The organism is Alkaliflexus imshenetskii DSM 15055 (assembly GCF_000517065.1).
Classification (GTDB): Bacteria; Bacteroidota; Bacteroidia; order Bacteroidales; family Marinilabiliaceae; genus Alkaliflexus; species Alkaliflexus imshenetskii.
Genome location: NZ_KI912105.1, coordinates 3,968,746 through 3,986,939, shown reverse-complemented (window position 1 = coordinate 3,986,939; position 18,194 = coordinate 3,968,746). Strand labels below are relative to the sequence as shown.

Sequence of the window (18,194 nt, the reverse complement as noted above, 5' to 3'; positions counted from 1 at the left end):
GGAATTCAAATTTGCACATTTTTGGCGGCTTAGCAGCCATTTTTGTGAAACAATTCCGATGCAGATTTAAGAGTGCCTAAAAATGTGAAATGATGATGACGCAACGAATTGCATCGTTTAGCATCATGTCTTAAGCCAAAGGCGCTGCCATTAAACAAATACATAAATATATAAAAATGAGACTAAAGTATTCTTTTGCCGTATTGATGATTTTTGCATTGACTGCATGTGGCCCTAAACGGGTGGTTTCTGAACCGCAGCCCGATACTTTGTCGGGCGAATGGGTTATGATGAGTTGGAAGGATTTTGAGGACTTACGTTCGGCATTTCCAACAGGCGTTCCCAAATTGGTTTTAAATTCTGAAGAAAACAGAGTACACGGATACAATGGATGCAACCAGATTCAGGGTCAATTCCGTTTCGACAGGACCAAATCTACTCTTCAGTTTTTTGGAATTGGCTCCACAAGGATGTTTTGCCAAAGCGTACCCGAGAATGAACTCTCCAATACCATTTCGATGGTAAACAGCTACAGGGTATCCAATGACGAACTCACGCTTTTAAGAGACAATGAGGTGTTAATGGTTTTTATACGTCAGGAGTAATTAATGGAGAAATAATAGTCCGACGCTATCGTCGGATTATTATTTTACTTACAATGAGTTTGTTACCTGTTTCTGATTTAATTATGTAAAGCCCTTCAGATAAACCTGACACATTGAGTTCAAACTCAGATGTGCGCGGCGTTGATTTTTGAATCAACCGTCCAGCAGATGTGTAAATATAGATGATATTTATTGCTGAATCGGATCGCACCATCACCACATTGCTTGCGGGATTAGGGAATAATTCGAAGCGGTTTTTATCGTATTCCTCATCCGTTATGGAAACTGGGTTTTCCAACGTCACATGTATCACTACTTCGCGGTCGATGATTTCAAAAGTTAGTGCTTTTGTTTCAAAGCCTTCAGCAGTAACAATGGCATTGTAGATTCCTTTGGTTAATCCGGTAATCCGGTGTTTACCCTCTTTATATACCGTGCTGCCAATGGTTATTCTGGCATTTTGCAATGTTTCACCATTTGAATTTGATATCACAAACCTTACCGGCAGAAAATCGGGTGCCGACATATAGTTGAAGCGCTTTTGACTCAACTGCCACTGACCTTCAAAACTGTGCCAGGTGTAATCTTTAACTACAGAAAGATGGCCGTTTTTATCGTATAAATACAATAACTGATACAACCCATTCCACTCATCCTCAAGTTTATTCCAGTCGTATACAGCTTCGCGTGTCAGCTGGTTGTTATTGTAGTCACGCTCCAGCTTCCACCCCGAATCCCATCTATTGTCCAGTTTATTCCATTGATAATCATCAGAACGTATGGTGTTATTCGACGCATCCAGCAAATGATCTACCTTCCACCATTCTACCCAAATTTTTCGATCTCTATCCCATTGTTTAACATTCCATCCCAATAGATTTGATTCCGCATCATACGTGTAATTACGTTCAAAGCTCGCCAACCATTGCAACGACGATTGATCCCAGAAAAAATCAGTCTGCTTTTGAGTTTTACCGGTAGGGGTGTAAATAAAAACGGACTTTTGATCACCAATCCAGATGTTATTTGCACGGTCACGGTAATAGGAAACTGTAAGTATGCATCTGTTTGCGTTATCGTACTCCTTTTCTTCGCGCAGATTGAGTGCCCAGCTGCTGTTATCAATATTCCAGGAATAGGCTGTTAATCCAATCAGATTTTGCCTGCCATCATATTGATATTCATATCGCCAGGAGCCAATCCAATTATTGTTTGTCTCATTCCAACTATACTCCGAAATGCTTCTGATTAAGCCGTTTGTATTATCATAATCGAAAGCACGGCGGGTTTCATTTGTCCAGTTGGAATCACTTGTTTTTTTTGAAAGCAGCTTATATTCAACTTTTTCGTTGGTCTCGTTATACAGGTACTCCGCTCTTTGATATTCAATCCATGTGTCGGTTTCTAAATCTTGATGGTAGTAAGTAACCGATTTTAGTTGATTGTGATTGTTGTATTCAAATTTTGATTTATGTAACAAAGAGGAGTCTGACTCCGAAAAATTATTGTAGATAATGGTGCTGTCGGTAAGTAAAAGTGGGGCACCACTATTTTTTAGCATTGTGCCGGTCAGATTCAGGTATGGCTCATCTGCATGGAAGTTCGAAGAATAGTGAATTCGGCTCATATCATTCTGCACCATTTCACCCAATACGGTTTGGCCGGCGTTTTGTGCGGCTAAATACGTGAATGCAATATGCAGAAATACGACTAAAAGCGTAGTTTTTTTGGGCATTCCCTTTTGGTGTTTGTTTTGCAAATGATGATTGTTATTACCCTCTCCGCTAAACGCTGAATATGTTATCTAGCAATGCTTATCCTAAAAAATAAACTGTTGGTTAAACGAATCGTCAGAACAAAAGGTTGCCCGTGAGGACAAAAAAACGTTTTTTGATGTTGTTAACTTAAACAACGTGCGCCAGTAAATCATAATCTTCAGCACCGGTTACTTCAACCTCATAAAAGGAGCCTGGTGTAAGTGGTTCAGCAGATGAAACCAAAACCTCGGGATCAACTTCAGGACTGTCAAACTCTGAACGCCCCACATAGTAGCCATCTTCTTCCCTGTCGATAATTACTTTGATGCGACTGCCCACTTTGGCTTCATTGATATCGCGGCTTATGCCGTTTTGCAGAGACATGATGGCATCTGCCCGCTCCTGCTTTATCTCATCCGGAATATCGTCCTGATAGTTTTTGTATGAATAGGTATCTTCTTCATGAGAATATGGGAAAACGCCAAGCCGTTCAAAACGGGTCTGTTTCACAAAGTCAAGCAGTTCAAGGAAATCCGCCTCTGTCTCACCCGGATGACCTGCAATCATAGTGGTTCGCAGGTGAATACCCGGCACTTTATCGCGAAAGAGTTGAACTAGCTCAAGTGTTTCGGCCTTTGTCACATTGCGACGCATGGCTTTGAGCATAGGGTCTGATATATGCTGCAAGGCAATATCGAGGTAATTGCAGACTTTTGGACTGGCAGCCATCACATCCAGCACATCGGTGGGAAATCCTGCCGGGTAAGCATAATGCAGTCGAATCCACTCAATGCCATCAACCTGCGATAGTTGCTCTACCAAAGGTGCCAACATTCGTTTTTTGTAAGTATCGAGACCGTAATAGGATAAGTCCTGTGCGATAACCTGCAACTCCTTCACACCTTTAGCTGCCAGTCGGTGCGCCTCATCTACAAGACTTTCGATGGTTCTGGATTGATGCTTTCCGGTGATCAGAGGTATGGCACAATATGAGCATGTGCGGTTGCAACCTTCAGAAATTTTAAGATACGCATAATGATCCGGTGTGGTCAGACTGCGCTCATTTATCAAGTCGGCACGGTAAGACATACCAAGGTCGGCAATCAGGTCTTTCCAGTTAAATTTGCCGTAATATTTATCAACTTCGGGAATCTCATCGCTTAATTGATCCACATAGCGTTCAGATAGGCAGCCCATTACAAACAGTTTCTTGATTTTACCGCGTTTGCGGGCATCGGCAAAATTTAGAATGGTTTCGATGGACTCCTCCTTGGCATCGCCAATGAAACCACAGGTGTTTATCACCACAATTTCCCCTTTGGGATTAGATGAATCGTGTTCAACGGTGAAACCACCAGCCTGAAACTGCTTTATCAACAACTCGGAATCCACCAAATTTTTGGAACATCCAAGCGTAACCACATCCACTCTCTTTTTAATCATCTGAAACAAAATCTGTACATCAATCAACAACTTCACTAACTAAACCCACTCTCTCATCCCTTAATTGCCAAAGAGAGAATCCACAAAGGCATCGCGGTTAAATGGCTGTAAATCATCAATGCCTTCACCTATTCCAATATATTTCACCGGAACTTTGAACTGGTCAGAAACGCCTATTACGACGCCGCCTTTGGCGGTACCATCCAGTTTGGTGATGGCCAGCGCATTCACATCGGTGGCCAAGGTAAACTGTCGCGCCTGCTCAAAGGCATTTTGCCCGGTGGAACCATCAAGTACAAGCAATACCTCGTGCGGTGCATCGGGCACTACTTTCTGCATCACCCGTTTAACCTTCGAGAGCTCATTCATTAGGTTCACTTTGTTGTGTAAACGTCCGGCAGTGTCAATAATTACCACATCTACCCCTTCGGCTTTGGCCGATGAGAGCGTGTCAAAAGCAACCGATGCCGGGTCGGAGCCCATTTTCTGCTTCACGATGGGCACATTGACCCTTTGTGCCCAAATTTCGAGCTGATCGATGGCTGCTGCACGGAAGGTATCACCGGCGCCAAGCATCACACTTTTACCGGCACTTTTAAATTTATGAGCCAATTTCCCGATAGTGGTGGTCTTGCCTACGCCATTAACACCTACTACCATTATCACATAAGGTGTTTTGCCTTCGGGCAGGTCAAAATCTGAGTTTTCGCTTGCTGCATTCTCTGCCAGCAAGGCTCTAATCTCCTCTTTCAGTATTTTGTCCAATTCCTGGGCATTGATAAACTTATCCCTGGCTACACGCTTCTCTATGCGCTCAATAATTTTAATGGTGGTATCAACGCCTACATCAGAACTGATGAGAACCTCTTCCAACTCATCGAGCACATCATCGTCAACTTTGGATTTACCAACGACAACACGTGTGAGTTTTTGAATTACGCTTTCTTTGGTTTTGGCCAAACCTTCGTCAAGTTTTTCTTTTTTGGCCCGGGTGAAACTGCCGAATAGTCCCATGCGATAAATGAATAAGATCTAAACCGATTCATCTCAATTGTCGGTTCAACCATCTGTGAATAAAATATTATCTAAGTATGAATTTGTCCAAACGGGTGATGTTTGTCAGGTCATACCACTTATTTTCAAGCAAAATTGCATGCAAAGATAGTGATTATTAGGGAAAGAGAAGCCCCTTGCATGGGGCAAACTTCGGATTCATTAAAACAAGACTAATTTGTCTGCTTATTGCAGCCGTATTGGTATATTATGCGGCATAAAAAAAGCCCCCTTTAACAAAGAGAGCTTTTTATATCGTAACCGGTGACCCGGGAATTATTTCTTGTCAAAGAAATCTTTAACGTTGTCATTGGGAACTATTTCCGAACGGAAAGAGTAGGCACCGGTCTTAGGTGATTTAACCATTTTAATTACACGGGTAAATGCTTTTCCCGCGCCTTTTTGCAGAGTTGCTACTACTTTCTTAGCCATGGTCTATAATTTACTTGATTTCACGATGTACTGTCATACGCTTAAGGATGGCGTTGTATTTTTTCAACTCCATTCTGTCTGGCGTATTTTTTCTGTTTTTTACAGTGATATACCTGGAAGTTCCGGGTTGTCCACTCTCTTTGTGCTCGGTGCACTCAAGAATCACCTGAATGCGGTTGCCTTTACCTTTTTTTGCCATTTATCGACCCTCCCGATTATATTTTTGTACTTAAAAAACCTTTATCTTGTGCCGTTTTAATGGCAGCCTGCACACCAATTTTGTTGATCAGTCGGAGTCCTGAAGCAGAAACTCTCAGTTTCACCCAACGATCTTCATTAGGCAAGTAGAAATTCTTGTAAAACAAGTTTACATCGAATTTTCTTTTGGTGCGTCTTTTTGAGTGGGAAACGTTGTTTCCTACCATTGCCTTTTTACCAGTTATTTCACAAACTTTTGACATTGCTCAACAGTTTTTTATCTACATTTTTCAAACAGAGCGCAAAATACGTGATTTTCTTTCAAAAAAACAAATTGTTCTATCTTTTATTTCTCTGTTTTTGAATTTTTTAATAACTGAATATTTATTGTCGTACGTGGAGCTTCAATTCATCTAATTCAATCAATTGTTTATTTAATTCTATTTATTTTGTTTTATATTAATGCTTTAAAGTTTACAAAATATATGATACTCTTATTGAGAATCATGTATTTTGAAATGTGAAGCCAAATCAAACAGCGGTCAAAAGTTTTCAATCTCAATCATCTGTTTCAACACAATAATGGCAGCTTCGGCTGTTCTAATGATGGTTCGTTCCCGATGATTGCCAAAATTAAACATGCGGCTTGTCACTTTTCCATTGGCAGCCCAGGCTATCCAGACTGTTCCTACGGGTTTCTCCTGGCTCCCGCCGTCTGGCCCTGCAATTCCCGATGTGGCAATGGCGTAGTCAGATTGTAAAGCCATTAGCGCTCCAACAGCCATCTCTTCAACAACCTGGCGGCTAACAGCGCCATAACTTGCAAGAGTGCCATTCTCCACCCCCAATAAGGTATGTTTTATCTCATTTGAATAGGCTGTGATGCCGCCTTTAAATACTGCCGATGCGCCAGGTATGGATGTCATTAAATGTGACAAATAGCCGCCCGAGCAACTCTCAGCAAAGGCAATGGTGGCATTTTTTTGTTTTAGAATGTTCATTAACGCAGTCTGTGGCAACTCATCGTCATAGCCAAAAATATGTTCGCCAATTATCGGATAAAGTGCCGATACGGCTTTATCAATTGCCGCATCAATGGCTGATGCATCTTTGCCCCTGCCACTTAAGCGTAAGCGCAACTTTCCCGGTGATGGCAAATACGCTACTTTAAGAAAATCAGGGATGGCGTCTTCCCATTGTGCAAGCATCTCGGCCAAAACGGCTTCCGGAATATTAAACACATGTACGGTTTTATGTCGTACCACTCCGGTATCGAATTGTGCTGACAACCGTGGCACAATCTCATTGGTCATGGCTGTTTTCATTTCGGATGGAACGCCCGGCATTGACACTACCACACCGCCGGGATGGTTGAACCACATGATGGGTGCCGTACCTACGGAATTACGAATCACGGTACACTGTTCAGGCACCAGAGCCTGATCCCGGTTTAGCTGGTTTATTCCTGAAACACGCCCTTTTAAGAACTGCTCAATATCAGAGAACACATCTTTGTTGAACACCAGTTGTGTATTGAAAAATTTACACAGTGCGGCTTTGGTGATGTCATCACGTGTGGGGCCTAATCCTCCTGTAACTAATACTATCGATGAACGTGAAGTGGTCTCTTTCAGCACTGAAAGAATTTCATCTTCCTTGTCGCTTACTGAAGTAATGCGGTGAACGAAAAAGCCTGATTTATTCAATTCTTGCCCCATCCAGGCCGAGTTGGTATCAATCACCTGGCCTATCAACAGTTCATCACCAATGGTTACTATATCGACCTGCATATTGAATTTTTGATTTAAATATAAATATTTAATGTTCTGTATATATGATATTTATACCATATACAATTAGTTATTCAAGGGTAATATAAAAAAACAATCTGTTTATAAAGAGGTCAACTTATTGCTTCAGATTATCTAGTGCCTCCAGCCGCTTTAACAAAGGCGGATGACTGTAATTAAAAAATACAAACAATGGGTGCGGTGTGGGATTACTCAAGGCTGCTGCTGAAATCTTTTTAAGTGCCGACTGCAATGCCGATGCTTCAGCGTAGCGAGCTGCAAATGCATCTGCCTGAAACTCCTGACGGCGCGACAAGATACTCATCCCTAATCCCAATACAGCACTTATGGGCGCATAAAGCAACCCAAACCCGAGCAGTCCGATATGGAAAACCGGAATTTCAAGTCCCAATGCCTGCGATATGGCGGGATGATTTACAAACCATCCCAGAAGAAAGAGTGTTAGCCCGGCTTGTAAAACACCCAAAATGGTGCCCCTGATAGTGTGCTTCAGTCGGTAATGACCAATTTCGTGGGCCAATACAGCCACTATTTCCGGGGTCGATAGGTCATTGATAAGTGTGTCATATAATACGATGCGTTTGTTTCGGCCAAAGCCACTGAAAAAAGCATTGGCCTTGGTCGAACGTTTGGAGCCGTCCATTACAAACACATTGTCCAGCGGAAAATCAGCTTTTTTACTCATTGCTTCAATTGCAGCTCTTAAATCACCTTCTTCCAGAGGTTTAAGTTTATTGAAAAGTGGTAAAATGAGCGTTGTATTAAACTTTGTGAAGAATACCAGGAACAGGGACAGTCCTCCCCAAGCATAGAGCCAAAAGAACACACCTGCCCAATTGTAAAACCAAACCACAATGCCCAGTAACAAACCTCCAATGATGGCACCAAGCAGCATCGATTTAAGCAGGTCAGTCACAAACACTGAAGGTGTAGTTTTATTAAACCCGAAACGCTCCTCAATCACAAAGGTGTCATAAACTGAAAATGGAAGCGATAATAAGGTGGATGCCATACCAATAATTGCAAAAAAGAGCAACGGCTGCCACAGCCAGCTTTCGGTAGTATACGAAACAATATTGTGTATCCATGCAAATCCCTGAAACCAGAGTACAGCTAAAATGGCCACTGTTGACACCGATGATGAGATTAAACCAAATTGGTAATTGGCAATACGATATGCCTTTTGTTTCTGGAACTTATCTTCAGGATAAACATCCTTTAGACGCTCAGGAACCGAATCACTCCAACTTTTTCGGTTTAATTCCCCCAAAACAAACTCCCACAGAGCCTCCACAAAAATGATGGCGAGAATGATGAAAAACAGCATAGTATGTGGATTATTCATGATCTATTGATAGTTGGTATCAGAGCATTTTTATGATTTCAAAAACGCCTGACAGATGGATATTACTTAGTAACGGATAAAATTCAATTTATTAAACGATATAGACGCAAAGAGAGTTATATTTTAGACAGATAGCTCAGTTGTGAAAGATGATTAGATTTTCTGTTTTATCTGGTCAATCAGTCTAAATATCTAATATCTAGCAATCTCTAAAGTAGGTTAACTTAAAATTCAAACAGTCTAATATTAAAGTAAAAAGATTGTCTCAATGACTTTCTGACTATTGACACTTTTCGGTTCTAATGCATAGTATATCACGCCAGAATAGATTCGAAAACGACAACTCTCAGTACAGTCTTTAAGACAATCTCCTTGTCAATATGTTCTTCTGTTTAAGCCTATTTCTTTCTCTTGGCGACAGGAATTTTCGTTTCTACCTCAGGTTTTGTAAGTGCATTATAAATCAGATAGCCCGCCAGAATCATAAAGGGAATACTCAGAATCTGTCCCATGTTTAGCGTCATTGTGGCTTCAAAAGCTTCCTGATCTTCCTTCAGAAATTCAACAAAGAACCTTGTGGCAAATATTCCAACCAGAAAGATGCCGAAAATCAGACCAGGCCGTTTGGCAGCATTTGTTCGCCAGTACATATACATCAGCACCACAAAAGTAACAAGATAGCAAAGTGCTTCGTAAATTTGTGATGGATGACGCGGCAACTCTGGGTTTTCAAGTCCGTGAGCCTTTAAAAAGATAAATCCCCATGGCATTGTGGTAGGACTTCCAACAATTTCGGAATTCATGAGATTGCCCATTCGAATGAACACAGCTGCCAGCGCTACCGAAATAACAAGCCGATCGAGGGTCCATACCATTGGTAATTTCGTTATCAGTTTGGAATAGAGCCAAATGGCAATGAGAATACCTATAGCACCTCCATGGCTTGCCAATCCTCCTTGCCATACTTTGAGGATGTCTTCGGGATGTTGTGAATAATAATCCCATCCATAGAAAAACACATGACCTAACCGCGCACCAATTACTGTGGCTACCATCACGTATATAAATAGCCTTTCCAGCCACTCTTCCGGCGCATTTTCACGCTTAAACATACGGTCAACGATGTAATAGCCCAAAAGAAATGCCAGGGCAAAAAAGAGCCCATAATAGCGTACAGACAATGGTCCCAAAGAGAATATCTCGGGATCTGGTGCCCATGTTATGTAATTAAATATAAGCATATTAAAAGTATTTGTCTTAAACAATAGTTCAAGCTGTAACAAGATATTTGAGAAAGCCGGAATTTCCAGTTAAATATCTGGAAATTCCGGCTAAAAATCATCACTACAAATCTTTTCCGTGACATTGTTTGTATTTTTTGCCACTTCCGCACGGACAAGGTTCATTTCGCCCGACTTTCTTCTCGTTGCGAATGGGTTGAACAACCTGCGGCTGCTGACGTTGCCCTTCGCCACCACCTGATCTTGCATATCCCGATGAACCGGCGCCCGGGTCGTCTTTCTGTGTTCGCAGGCGACTAAGGTCGGTACGGCGACGCTGATCGGCTTCGCGCACCTGACTGGCATCGCGGATGGGGATATGCGCTTTTGACAGAGACGAAACCACAGCTTTGTTGTTCCGGTCAATCATCCCTTTAAACAGGTTGAATGATTCGAATTTGTATATCAGAAGTGGATCTTTCTGTTCGTAAGAGGCATTCTGAACCGCCTGTTTAAGGTCGTCAAGTTCACGCAGGTGCTCTTTCCAGGCTTCGTCGATGGTGATGAGCATCATGGCTTTTTCAAATGAACGTGCCAACTCCTTGCCCTCAGTCTCATAAGCCCGCTTAAGGTTTGTGGTTATCTGGAATACGCGCTGTCCATCAGAAATGGGCACCACAATATTCTCGTAAAGCTCGGCTTTGGTTTCATACACATTTTTGATAACCGGAAGCGCCTGACGTGCCATGGTGTCAACTTTACGCACATAGCTCTTCCAAACATTTTCGTGCAACTGATCCACCAACTCTTCGGGCCGACCTTTTAGAAACTCTTCGCTGGTAAATGGCACATCGGCCGAAAATATCCGAATCATCTCCATCCTGAAGGTTTCAAAATCGCCTGCCTGCTGGTTGTCATTCACCAGCGTTTCGATGGAGTCATACATCATATTAGAAATATCGACTTGCATTCTCTCACCATGCAGGGCGTGGCGACGCTTAGTATAGATAACCGTCCGCTGGCTGTTCATTACATCATCGTACTCGAGCAGACGCTTACGAATGCCAAAGTTGTTTTCTTCCACTTTTTTCTGGGCGCGCTCGATGGACTTGGTAATCATGCTGTGCTGAATCATCTCGCCTTCTTCCACACCCAAACGATCCATATATTTCACCAGACGATCGGATCCGAATAAACGCATCAGGTCATCCTCGAGCGATACAAAGAACTGTGACGAACCCGGGTCACCCTGACGACCGGCACGTCCACGCAACTGGCGGTCAACACGGCGCGATTCATGACGCTCTGTGCCCACAATGGCCAAACCACCTGCAGCTTTAACTTCAGGAGTCAATTTAATGTCGGTACCACGACCTGCCATGTTGGTGGCGATGGTAACGATGCCTTTCTGACCGGCTTCGGCCACAATATCGGCCTCTTTCTGGTGCAATTTGGCATTGAGCACGTTGTGTTTGATGCCACGTATTTTAAGCATTCGGCTAAGCAACTCGGACACTTCAACCGATGTGGTACCTACCAAAACGGGGCGCCCTGCTTCCACCAGCTCTACAATCTCTTCAATCACGGCATTGTATTTCTCGCGCTTGGTTTTATAAACTTTATCGTTCATATCCTTGCGCTTGATCGGTCTGTTGGTAGGTATCACCACCACATCCAGTTTGTAGATGTTCCACAACTCTCCTGCTTCGGTTTCTGCCGTTCCGGTCATACCCGCAAGCTTGTTATACATCCTGAAATAGTTCTGAAGCGTGATGGTTGCGTATGTTTGGGTGGCAGCTTCCACTTTTACACGCTCCTTGGCCTCAATGGCCTGGTGTAAACCGTCGGAGTAGCGACGTCCTTCCATGATACGGCCGGTCTGCTCATCTACAATCTTCACCTTGTTATCCATCACCACATACTCCACATCTTTCTCAAACATTACGTATGCCTTGAGCAGCTGGTTTATGGTGTGCACACGCTCCGATTTAACCGAATAACTTTGAAGCAGTTCATCTTTCTTCTGAAGTTTTTCGTCTTCCGAGAGGCCTGCCTTTTCCAGATTGGCAATTTCGGAACCTATGTCGGGCAGCACAAAAAACTGTGGGTCTTCCGATGAATCTGTAATCAGGTCAATCCCTTTATCAGTAAGTTCAACCGAATTTGTTTTTTCATCGATGACAAAGAAAAGGGGGTCGGTTACAACGTGCATGTTTTTGTTGTTCTCCTGCATGTAGAAGTTCTCGGTCTTCATCATGCCTGCCTTCATGCCCGACTCACTGAGGAATTTAATCAGCGGCTTGTTTTTGGGCATACCTTTAAAGGCACGGAGTAACAGTAGATTCCCTTCTTCCACCTCTTTATTATCCGACGATTTTAACTTCTGCTTACTGTCGGCTAAATAACGCGATACCAGGTTGCGCTGAGCTTCTACAAGTTTTTCTACTTTAGGACGAAGTTCAAGAAATAGCTGGTCATCGCCCCGTGGTATCGGACCGGAGATAATAAGTGGTGTACGTGCATCATCAATCAATACTGAGTCAACTTCATCCACTATGGCGTAGTTGTGGGTTCTCTGTACGAGGTCATCGGGTGAGATGGCCATGTTGTCGCGCAGGTAGTCAAAACCAAACTCATTATTGGTACCATAGGTGATGTCGGCACGATAGGCTTTGCGTCTTTCTGCTGAGTTAGGTTGGTGTTTGTCGATACAATCCACCGATAGACCATGAAACATGAAGATGGGACCCATCCACTCGGAGTCACGCTTGGCCAGATAATCGTTAACCGTAACCACGTGTACGCCTCTGCCAGTAAGTGCATTCAGGAAAACAGGAAGCGTAGCAACCAGCGTTTTTCCTTCCCCTGTGGCCATCTCTGCAATTTTTCCTTCATGCAAAACCACACCACCAATCAGCTGTACATCGTAATGTACCATGGCCCAGGTGATTTTGGTTCCACCAGCTGTCCATGAGTTATGGTATAAGGCTTTTTCACCATCGATATCCACAAAATCATGTATGGCAGCCAAGTCGCGGTCATACTGTGTAGCAGTAACCTCTACCTTGGTGTTTTCAGTGAATCGACGCGCGGTCTCTTTCACGATTGAGAACGCCTCCGGAAGAACATCATTCAATGCCTCTTCAAGCTTGGCTGTGATTTCTTTTTCGATTCGGTCTATTTCTTCATATATCTTCTCACGCTCAGAGACGTCCGGATTCTCATTCTCAATTTTTGTTTTCAGCGCATCTATCTGAGACTGCTCAGCAGCCACATGTTCGCGTATTTTGCTTTTGAGGGCTTCAGTGCGGGCTCGCAACCCGTCGTTTGATAACGCTTCGATTTGTGGATACACCAACTTAATTCTTTCGATATGGGGCGTAAGCGCTTTCATGTCGCGCTTTGATTTATCGCCCAATATCATTGCGAGTATTGAATTTACTACTCCCATGGATATTAACGTATTAGAATTATTACTACTTGAATTTACTGATTTTTAGATGCGATATTTTAGAAAACATCGAGTGGAACTAAGTCCCCGTCAATTGGGATGAGTTCAATGACACACTTACAAATACCATAAATCTGATACATCTCACCTATCCCTCTTTCATCTAGCAGTCAGCTATTTAAAACATAACGGAAAAATTTGCCTGGAATGTGGCAAACGGAAAAGAATTTAAGCCACCGCTGGCCCTGCCCGAATGGCAAAACAGTATAGGGCATCAATTGAGATGGCCGGTGAATTTTTAGCTACACCTGATTTTGTGGCTTCGCCAGAATAAATGGATTCATTTATTTCGAATAAAATACCCCATGGATTGGAACCAAATTCATGGTCATCGGAGCATACAACCGATTCGAGGTAAGAACCGGAGAATCGTTTTTCATTCTTAAAGAAAGAACGTATGTCAATAATCACTTCCGATGAAGCAATTACATTCTTTAAAATGATTATGTTGTCGGCGTAGACAAAATCTGTATCAGCACCGAGTGCATTGCGAAAAGCCTCAGTAATGGAATCAGCAGAGAAGTGACAAATGTGTGGGTTTCCAACCGAATCAAACATCAGTTTACCTGAACGCAGCCGGGCATCCTCCTTACATACGGCTAAAACAACCGTAAGCGAAAGGCCCAGTATGGTCAAATAGGTGATATCCGGTCGGTTTCTCATTTTCACGATGTGTGATACAGTTTTGAAACGTAAAGATGCCAAAAGATTTTCAATTGGGCTTTAAAAGTGTGTTAAAAATCTCAGACCAGGCAATTTTGTCGGCAATTTTGACCATATTTAAAAACAATATGGCGTATCCCGCGTGCCAAAGAAATCAGCCATGACGACAAAGGCCCGGGAAAACGCCATATTTTGTAACTATAATAACAAGATGACTGGCATGTGGTTCATTTTTTTCTTTAACACTCTGCTTTTTTAACGGTTTTGGTTCCAAAAGCGATTTACATTAAGATGATTCGGTATTTGGATTTTCCCTGTCAACAACCATTCAATCATCGTTTTGGCACAAAATGGTGCATAAGCCACTCCCTTAGAGCCAAAGCCATTCATTACCAACAGACTCTTATATTCAGGATTTGGCCCAAGAATTGGCATTCTATCCCTGATTGCTGGTCTCACGCCTGCCTTATGTGACACAATGCGATAGGGAACATCGAGCATTTCATCCAGTTTAGTTGTTAATTCTGACAATCCCTCAGACGAAGGCAATGAATCAGAATAGTTATGGCTATATGTAGCTCCAACCTTAAACGCATGGTTTTCAAATGGTAATATAAACACCTTATTTCTAACAACATAATCTCTAGCCAATCCGGATGACTTTATCTCAATAAGCTCCCCCTTATTGGGACTCACTGCGGCAAAATTAAACCAGGGGTTGCTCTTGATATGTGCTCCTTCACAAAAAACTATCTTTCTGGTTCGGAATTGATTACTTATGGTAATAAGTTCATTGACAGGTATAATTTCCTCGTATTCCACAGCTTTCTCGATGAATCGACCTGCTGCCTGCAACCTCGCTTTTGATTCACTAAGCAATAATGGTATGTCCAGATAGCCAGAATCTTTAATGATTCCCGCAGCATCAACCGATTTAATACCTTTTATACCAGGTGAAGGAATTATGGATGAAATATACTTTCCAATCGCACTGCTTTGTCCACTCTCCCATTCTTTAATTTCGCTATTAGTTAACAATTTAGCTGAATCTATCTGATGCAACAATTTAATATTCCAGTTGTGTTCTATAGCAGAGTAGGTATCGTACATAACCGGCCATAAAGTTTCAGTCATGCGTGCCAAACGGAGTTTATTAAACATGAGCGGATTGAAAAGTCCGCCTGCCACCGCAGATGATTTTTCCAACAAAGGATTTTCCAGAACCAGAAAGTTCAAGTTACGCTGTTTGAGCTCCCAGGCTAAAACTGCACCAGCTATGCCATGACCAATGACTATCACGTCGTATATCATTCGTATTCAGTTGATTTTATTGTTGATTTAATATTGTTTAAATATTTAAATTCCAATGATATGTATTTAAATTGTACGTGTTAATGCATCCGCATTGGTTAGATTTTCAGTTTAATTTAGGATAAATTTATCCTAAACAAATTATCTTTGCAGAAAAAAAATGCAACTTCATAATAAACTAAGCAAACAGGAGCTGTTGGCACGTTTAAATTCTGAAACGTTTAAACGGCGTACGCTATCATTTTATCGGTATATAAACATAGAAAATCCGCAACAGTTCAGGGATGATCTATATTTGGCTCTGAACAGCATGAATTGCAATGGAAGAATATACGTAGCGTCTGAAGGTATCAATGCCCAGATGAACCTACCTGAACACAATGTGGAGCAATTCCTGGGTTACCTGGATTCTGTAAAAGAGTTGGCTAATATGCCTATTAAATGGGCCATTGAAGATGGTGGCGCCTCGTTTCTGAAGTTGATTGTGCGCGTGCGCCCAAAAATTGTGGCCGATGGCCTTATCGACCAAGTGTTTGACACCACAAATGTGGGCAATCACCTCTCGCCGGTTGAGTTTCATCAACTTATGGATGAGAAGGATGTGATAGTGGTGGACATGCGCAATAACTATGAAAGTGAAGTGGGACGTTTTGTGAATGCCATCTGCCCCGATGCCGAAACATTTCGCGATGAAGTGGAGATGGTCGTAGATCAGCTTGCCAACGAAAAGGATAAAAAAATACTGCTCTACTGCACCGGGGGCGTACGTTGTGAAAAGGCCAGTGCCTGGATGCGTCACCATGGCTTTAAGGATGTCAACCAGCTGCACGGTGGCATCATTGCGTATGTGTCAGAAATAAGACAGAAAGGATTGGATTCTAAGTTTATAGGTAAAAATTTCGTGTTTGACGAGCGTCTTGGTGAGCGGGTTACGCATCACGTCATCGCGAAATGCCATCAATGCGGCAAACCTTGCGATACGCATGTGAATTGCGCCTACGACCCCTGTCACGACCTTATAATACAATGTAGCGATTGTGCTGAGAAATACTCGGGATGTTGCAGCGCAGCATGTCACCACAATCTGCAAAACAACCCCAAACAGAGAAGCGTCAATCCGGTGAAACAGCCTCGCAACCATTCTGCTTGCGCGCTTTAGATATATTTCCAATAATGAAACACAACTCGTTCTGGAAGGCGCTTCCGCGCCCTGCTTTAATGTTGGCGCCAATGGAGGATGTGACAGACACCTCTTTTCGTGAACTGGTGATGCGCAATGCCGAAACGGGCAAACTCAATGTGGTCTTCACAGAATTCACCAATACCGATGGCCTTTGTCACCCTGTGGGACGTGAGAAAGTCTCTTTTCGCCTGAAAGTTTCACCCACCGAGCGAGTGCTTCTTAAAGAAAAGGGGGTGAAAATTATTGCTCAGATTTGGGGTAATAACCCGGATAGTTTTTACAAAGCAACCAAATACATTGTGGACAACTATCACTTTGATGGCATTGACATCAACATGGGTTGTCCCGTAAAAAATGTGGTAGCCAACGGCTGTTGTTCGGCACTTATCGACAATGAACCGCTTGCCGGAGAGATAATTTCTGCCACACACGCTGCAACAGACCTCCCATTGAGTGTAAAAACACGCCTTGGAGTAAAAAAGATTGATACCGAACGGTGGATTGGGTTTCTGCTAGAGCAACCCATTGAGGCTATTATCCTGCACGGAAGGATACAAAAACAGATGTCGGAAGGAGAAGCCAACTGGGCCGAAATAGGCAAAGCAGTAAAACTCAGAGACCAGATAGCACCTGACATAAAGATTATTGGCAATGGCGATGTAGAAACTCTGGCTGACGCAATAACCAAAACAGATTATTATGGTGTGGATGGCATAATGGTTGGTCGTGGCATCTTTAAAAACCCATGGCTTTTCAATACTTCCATTGATGGCGTTTCTATGAATGAACGACTGGATACCCTTCAGGAACACATTAAGCTCTTTGAATTGGCGTGGGGCGATACCCGGCATTTTGCCATCTTGCGACGTTTCTTCAAGATATATTTATCTGATTTCAGAGGTGCATCAGAGCTTCGTCAGCGCATGATGGAGACAAATAACTTCCAGGAGACTTATGAGCTTATTGCTAGGGCCCGAAACGGCTTATAGGGTCATTCTCATCCAGCGTAGGCTGCCAATAGGGTTGCTCATGTTCATCCTCAGGTTCGTCAACAGGAGGAACAGGTTTTTGTGGCCCCTCCATTCTGAATACAAAAGCTGCTACAATACCGGCTAAAAATCCCCATAAATGCCCTTCCCACGAGTGTGGCATGTATTCGGCCAAAGGAAACATCCCCCACACCAAACTGCCATACAAAAAGGCAACAAACAGCGATACGGCCAAAAGTGGCACATGACGACGAATAACGCCACTTATAAACAAAAAGGCGGTTAATCCATAAACCAATCCGCTGGCGCCAATGTGCCAGGCATCGCGACCGCCAAACCAAAGCCATGCACCCGCTAAAAGGTAGATTGTGAGAAACACCCTGTATGCTATTTCCCTATAGAAAAAGAAGAGTGTGACTGACAGAATAAAAAAGGATATGGCATTGTTGAACAAGTGTTGCCATCCTGAATGGATAAATGGCGAAAGCACAATACCAGGTAAACCCTCAGCCTTTAGCGGCTTAACGCCCAAAAACCGCAAATCCCAATTCTCCAGTGTGGCTAATAAATGCACCGAAAACATCAGTAAAAGCAACACAACCGGCAGCACCAGACTGTGAATCAATCGGCGCATTTCCGGTTTCTGATGTTTACTGAATATCGTGAACATTCC

General features: G+C 42.9%; 16 protein-coding genes. 3 read left to right on the top strand and 13 right to left on the bottom strand.

Going from position 1 to position 18,194, the window contains the following annotated elements; all coding sequences use genetic code 11:
- Positions 1–176: 176 nt before the first annotated feature.
- Positions 177–605, top strand: coding sequence for an META domain-containing protein (locus ALKIM_RS0116535; RefSeq protein WP_026475619.1), 429 nt, complete (start codon positions 177–179; stop codon positions 603–605).
- 25 nt (positions 606–630) lie between these two features.
- Here ALKIM_RS0116535 and ALKIM_RS0116530 read toward each other — a convergent pair whose 3' ends face one another.
- The 12 genes from ALKIM_RS0116530 to ALKIM_RS0116470 form a co-directional block, all read right to left on the bottom strand.
- Positions 631–2,340: a T9SS type A sorting domain-containing protein gene (locus ALKIM_RS0116530; protein ID WP_026475618.1), complete on the bottom strand. Its 1,710-nt coding sequence runs from the start codon at positions 2,338–2,340 to the stop codon at positions 631–633.
- A 169-nt stretch (positions 2,341–2,509) separates the two neighbouring features.
- Positions 2,510–3,805, bottom strand: a complete 1,296-nt coding sequence (rimO, locus tag ALKIM_RS0116525; protein ID WP_026475617.1) for a 30S ribosomal protein S12 methylthiotransferase RimO — start codon at positions 3,803–3,805, stop codon at positions 2,510–2,512.
- 60 nt (positions 3,806–3,865) lie between these two features.
- Positions 3,866–4,819 carry a signal recognition particle-docking protein FtsY gene (gene ftsY / locus ALKIM_RS0116520; RefSeq protein ID WP_026475616.1) on the bottom strand — a complete coding sequence of 318 codons (954 nt, stop codon included), beginning with the start codon at positions 4,817–4,819 and terminating at the stop codon, positions 3,866–3,868.
- A 315-nt stretch (positions 4,820–5,134) separates the two neighbouring features.
- Positions 5,135–5,290, bottom strand: a complete 156-nt coding sequence (locus tag ALKIM_RS19680; protein WP_084555923.1) for a DUF4295 domain-containing protein — start codon at positions 5,288–5,290, stop codon at positions 5,135–5,137.
- A gap of 10 nt (positions 5,291–5,300) precedes the next feature.
- Positions 5,301–5,489 carry a 50S ribosomal protein L33 gene (rpmG, locus tag ALKIM_RS0116510; RefSeq protein ID WP_026475615.1) on the bottom strand — a complete coding sequence of 63 codons (189 nt, stop codon included), beginning with the start codon at positions 5,487–5,489 and terminating at the stop codon, positions 5,301–5,303.
- Between the two features lie 16 nt (positions 5,490–5,505).
- Complete coding sequence (rpmB, locus tag ALKIM_RS0116505; protein ID WP_026475614.1) at positions 5,506–5,751, bottom strand: 50S ribosomal protein L28; 246 nt, start codon at positions 5,749–5,751, stop codon at positions 5,506–5,508.
- A 279-nt stretch (positions 5,752–6,030) separates the two neighbouring features.
- A complete protein-coding gene (locus tag ALKIM_RS0116500; protein ID WP_026475613.1) occupies positions 6,031–7,278 on the bottom strand; it encodes a CinA family nicotinamide mononucleotide deamidase-related protein in 1,248 nt (415 codons plus the stop codon).
- A gap of 118 nt (positions 7,279–7,396) precedes the next feature.
- Positions 7,397–8,626 (bottom strand): M48 family metallopeptidase, encoded by a 1,230-nt coding sequence (locus ALKIM_RS0116495; RefSeq protein ID WP_235714443.1) that lies wholly within the window; start codon positions 8,624–8,626, stop codon positions 7,397–7,399.
- A gap of 416 nt (positions 8,627–9,042) precedes the next feature.
- Entirely contained in the window at positions 9,043–9,885 is an 843-nt protein-coding gene (gene lgt, locus ALKIM_RS0116490; RefSeq protein ID WP_026475611.1) for a prolipoprotein diacylglyceryl transferase, read from the bottom strand.
- A gap of 103 nt (positions 9,886–9,988) precedes the next feature.
- Positions 9,989–13,315, bottom strand: coding sequence for a preprotein translocase subunit SecA (gene secA, locus ALKIM_RS0116485; protein WP_026475610.1), 3,327 nt, complete (start codon positions 13,313–13,315; stop codon positions 9,989–9,991).
- 228 nt (positions 13,316–13,543) lie between these two features.
- Positions 13,544–14,038, bottom strand: a complete 495-nt coding sequence (locus tag ALKIM_RS0116480; protein ID WP_044118037.1) for a hypothetical protein — start codon at positions 14,036–14,038, stop codon at positions 13,544–13,546.
- 255 nt (positions 14,039–14,293) lie between these two features.
- Positions 14,294–15,349 (bottom strand): NAD(P)/FAD-dependent oxidoreductase, encoded by a 1,056-nt coding sequence (locus ALKIM_RS0116470; RefSeq protein ID WP_026475608.1) that lies wholly within the window; start codon positions 15,347–15,349, stop codon positions 14,294–14,296.
- A gap of 160 nt (positions 15,350–15,509) precedes the next feature.
- Between ALKIM_RS0116470 and trhO the strand changes: the two genes are divergently transcribed.
- Together trhO and ALKIM_RS0116460 are read left to right on the top strand one after the other, a co-directional pair.
- Positions 15,510–16,508: an oxygen-dependent tRNA uridine(34) hydroxylase TrhO gene (gene trhO, locus ALKIM_RS18945; RefSeq protein WP_044118036.1), complete on the top strand. Its 999-nt coding sequence runs from the start codon at positions 15,510–15,512 to the stop codon at positions 16,506–16,508.
- A gap of 14 nt (positions 16,509–16,522) precedes the next feature.
- On the top strand, positions 16,523–17,521 hold the full coding sequence (locus ALKIM_RS0116460; protein ID WP_026475607.1) for a tRNA dihydrouridine synthase: 999 nt from the start codon (positions 16,523–16,525) through the stop codon (positions 17,519–17,521).
- Here the strand turns inward: ALKIM_RS0116460 and ALKIM_RS18940 are convergent.
- Entirely contained in the window at positions 17,499–18,191 is a 693-nt protein-coding gene (locus tag ALKIM_RS18940; protein WP_044118035.1) for a rhomboid family intramembrane serine protease, read from the bottom strand. The genes ALKIM_RS0116460 and ALKIM_RS18940 overlap by 23 nt on opposite strands.
- Positions 18,192–18,194 lie beyond the last annotated feature (3 nt).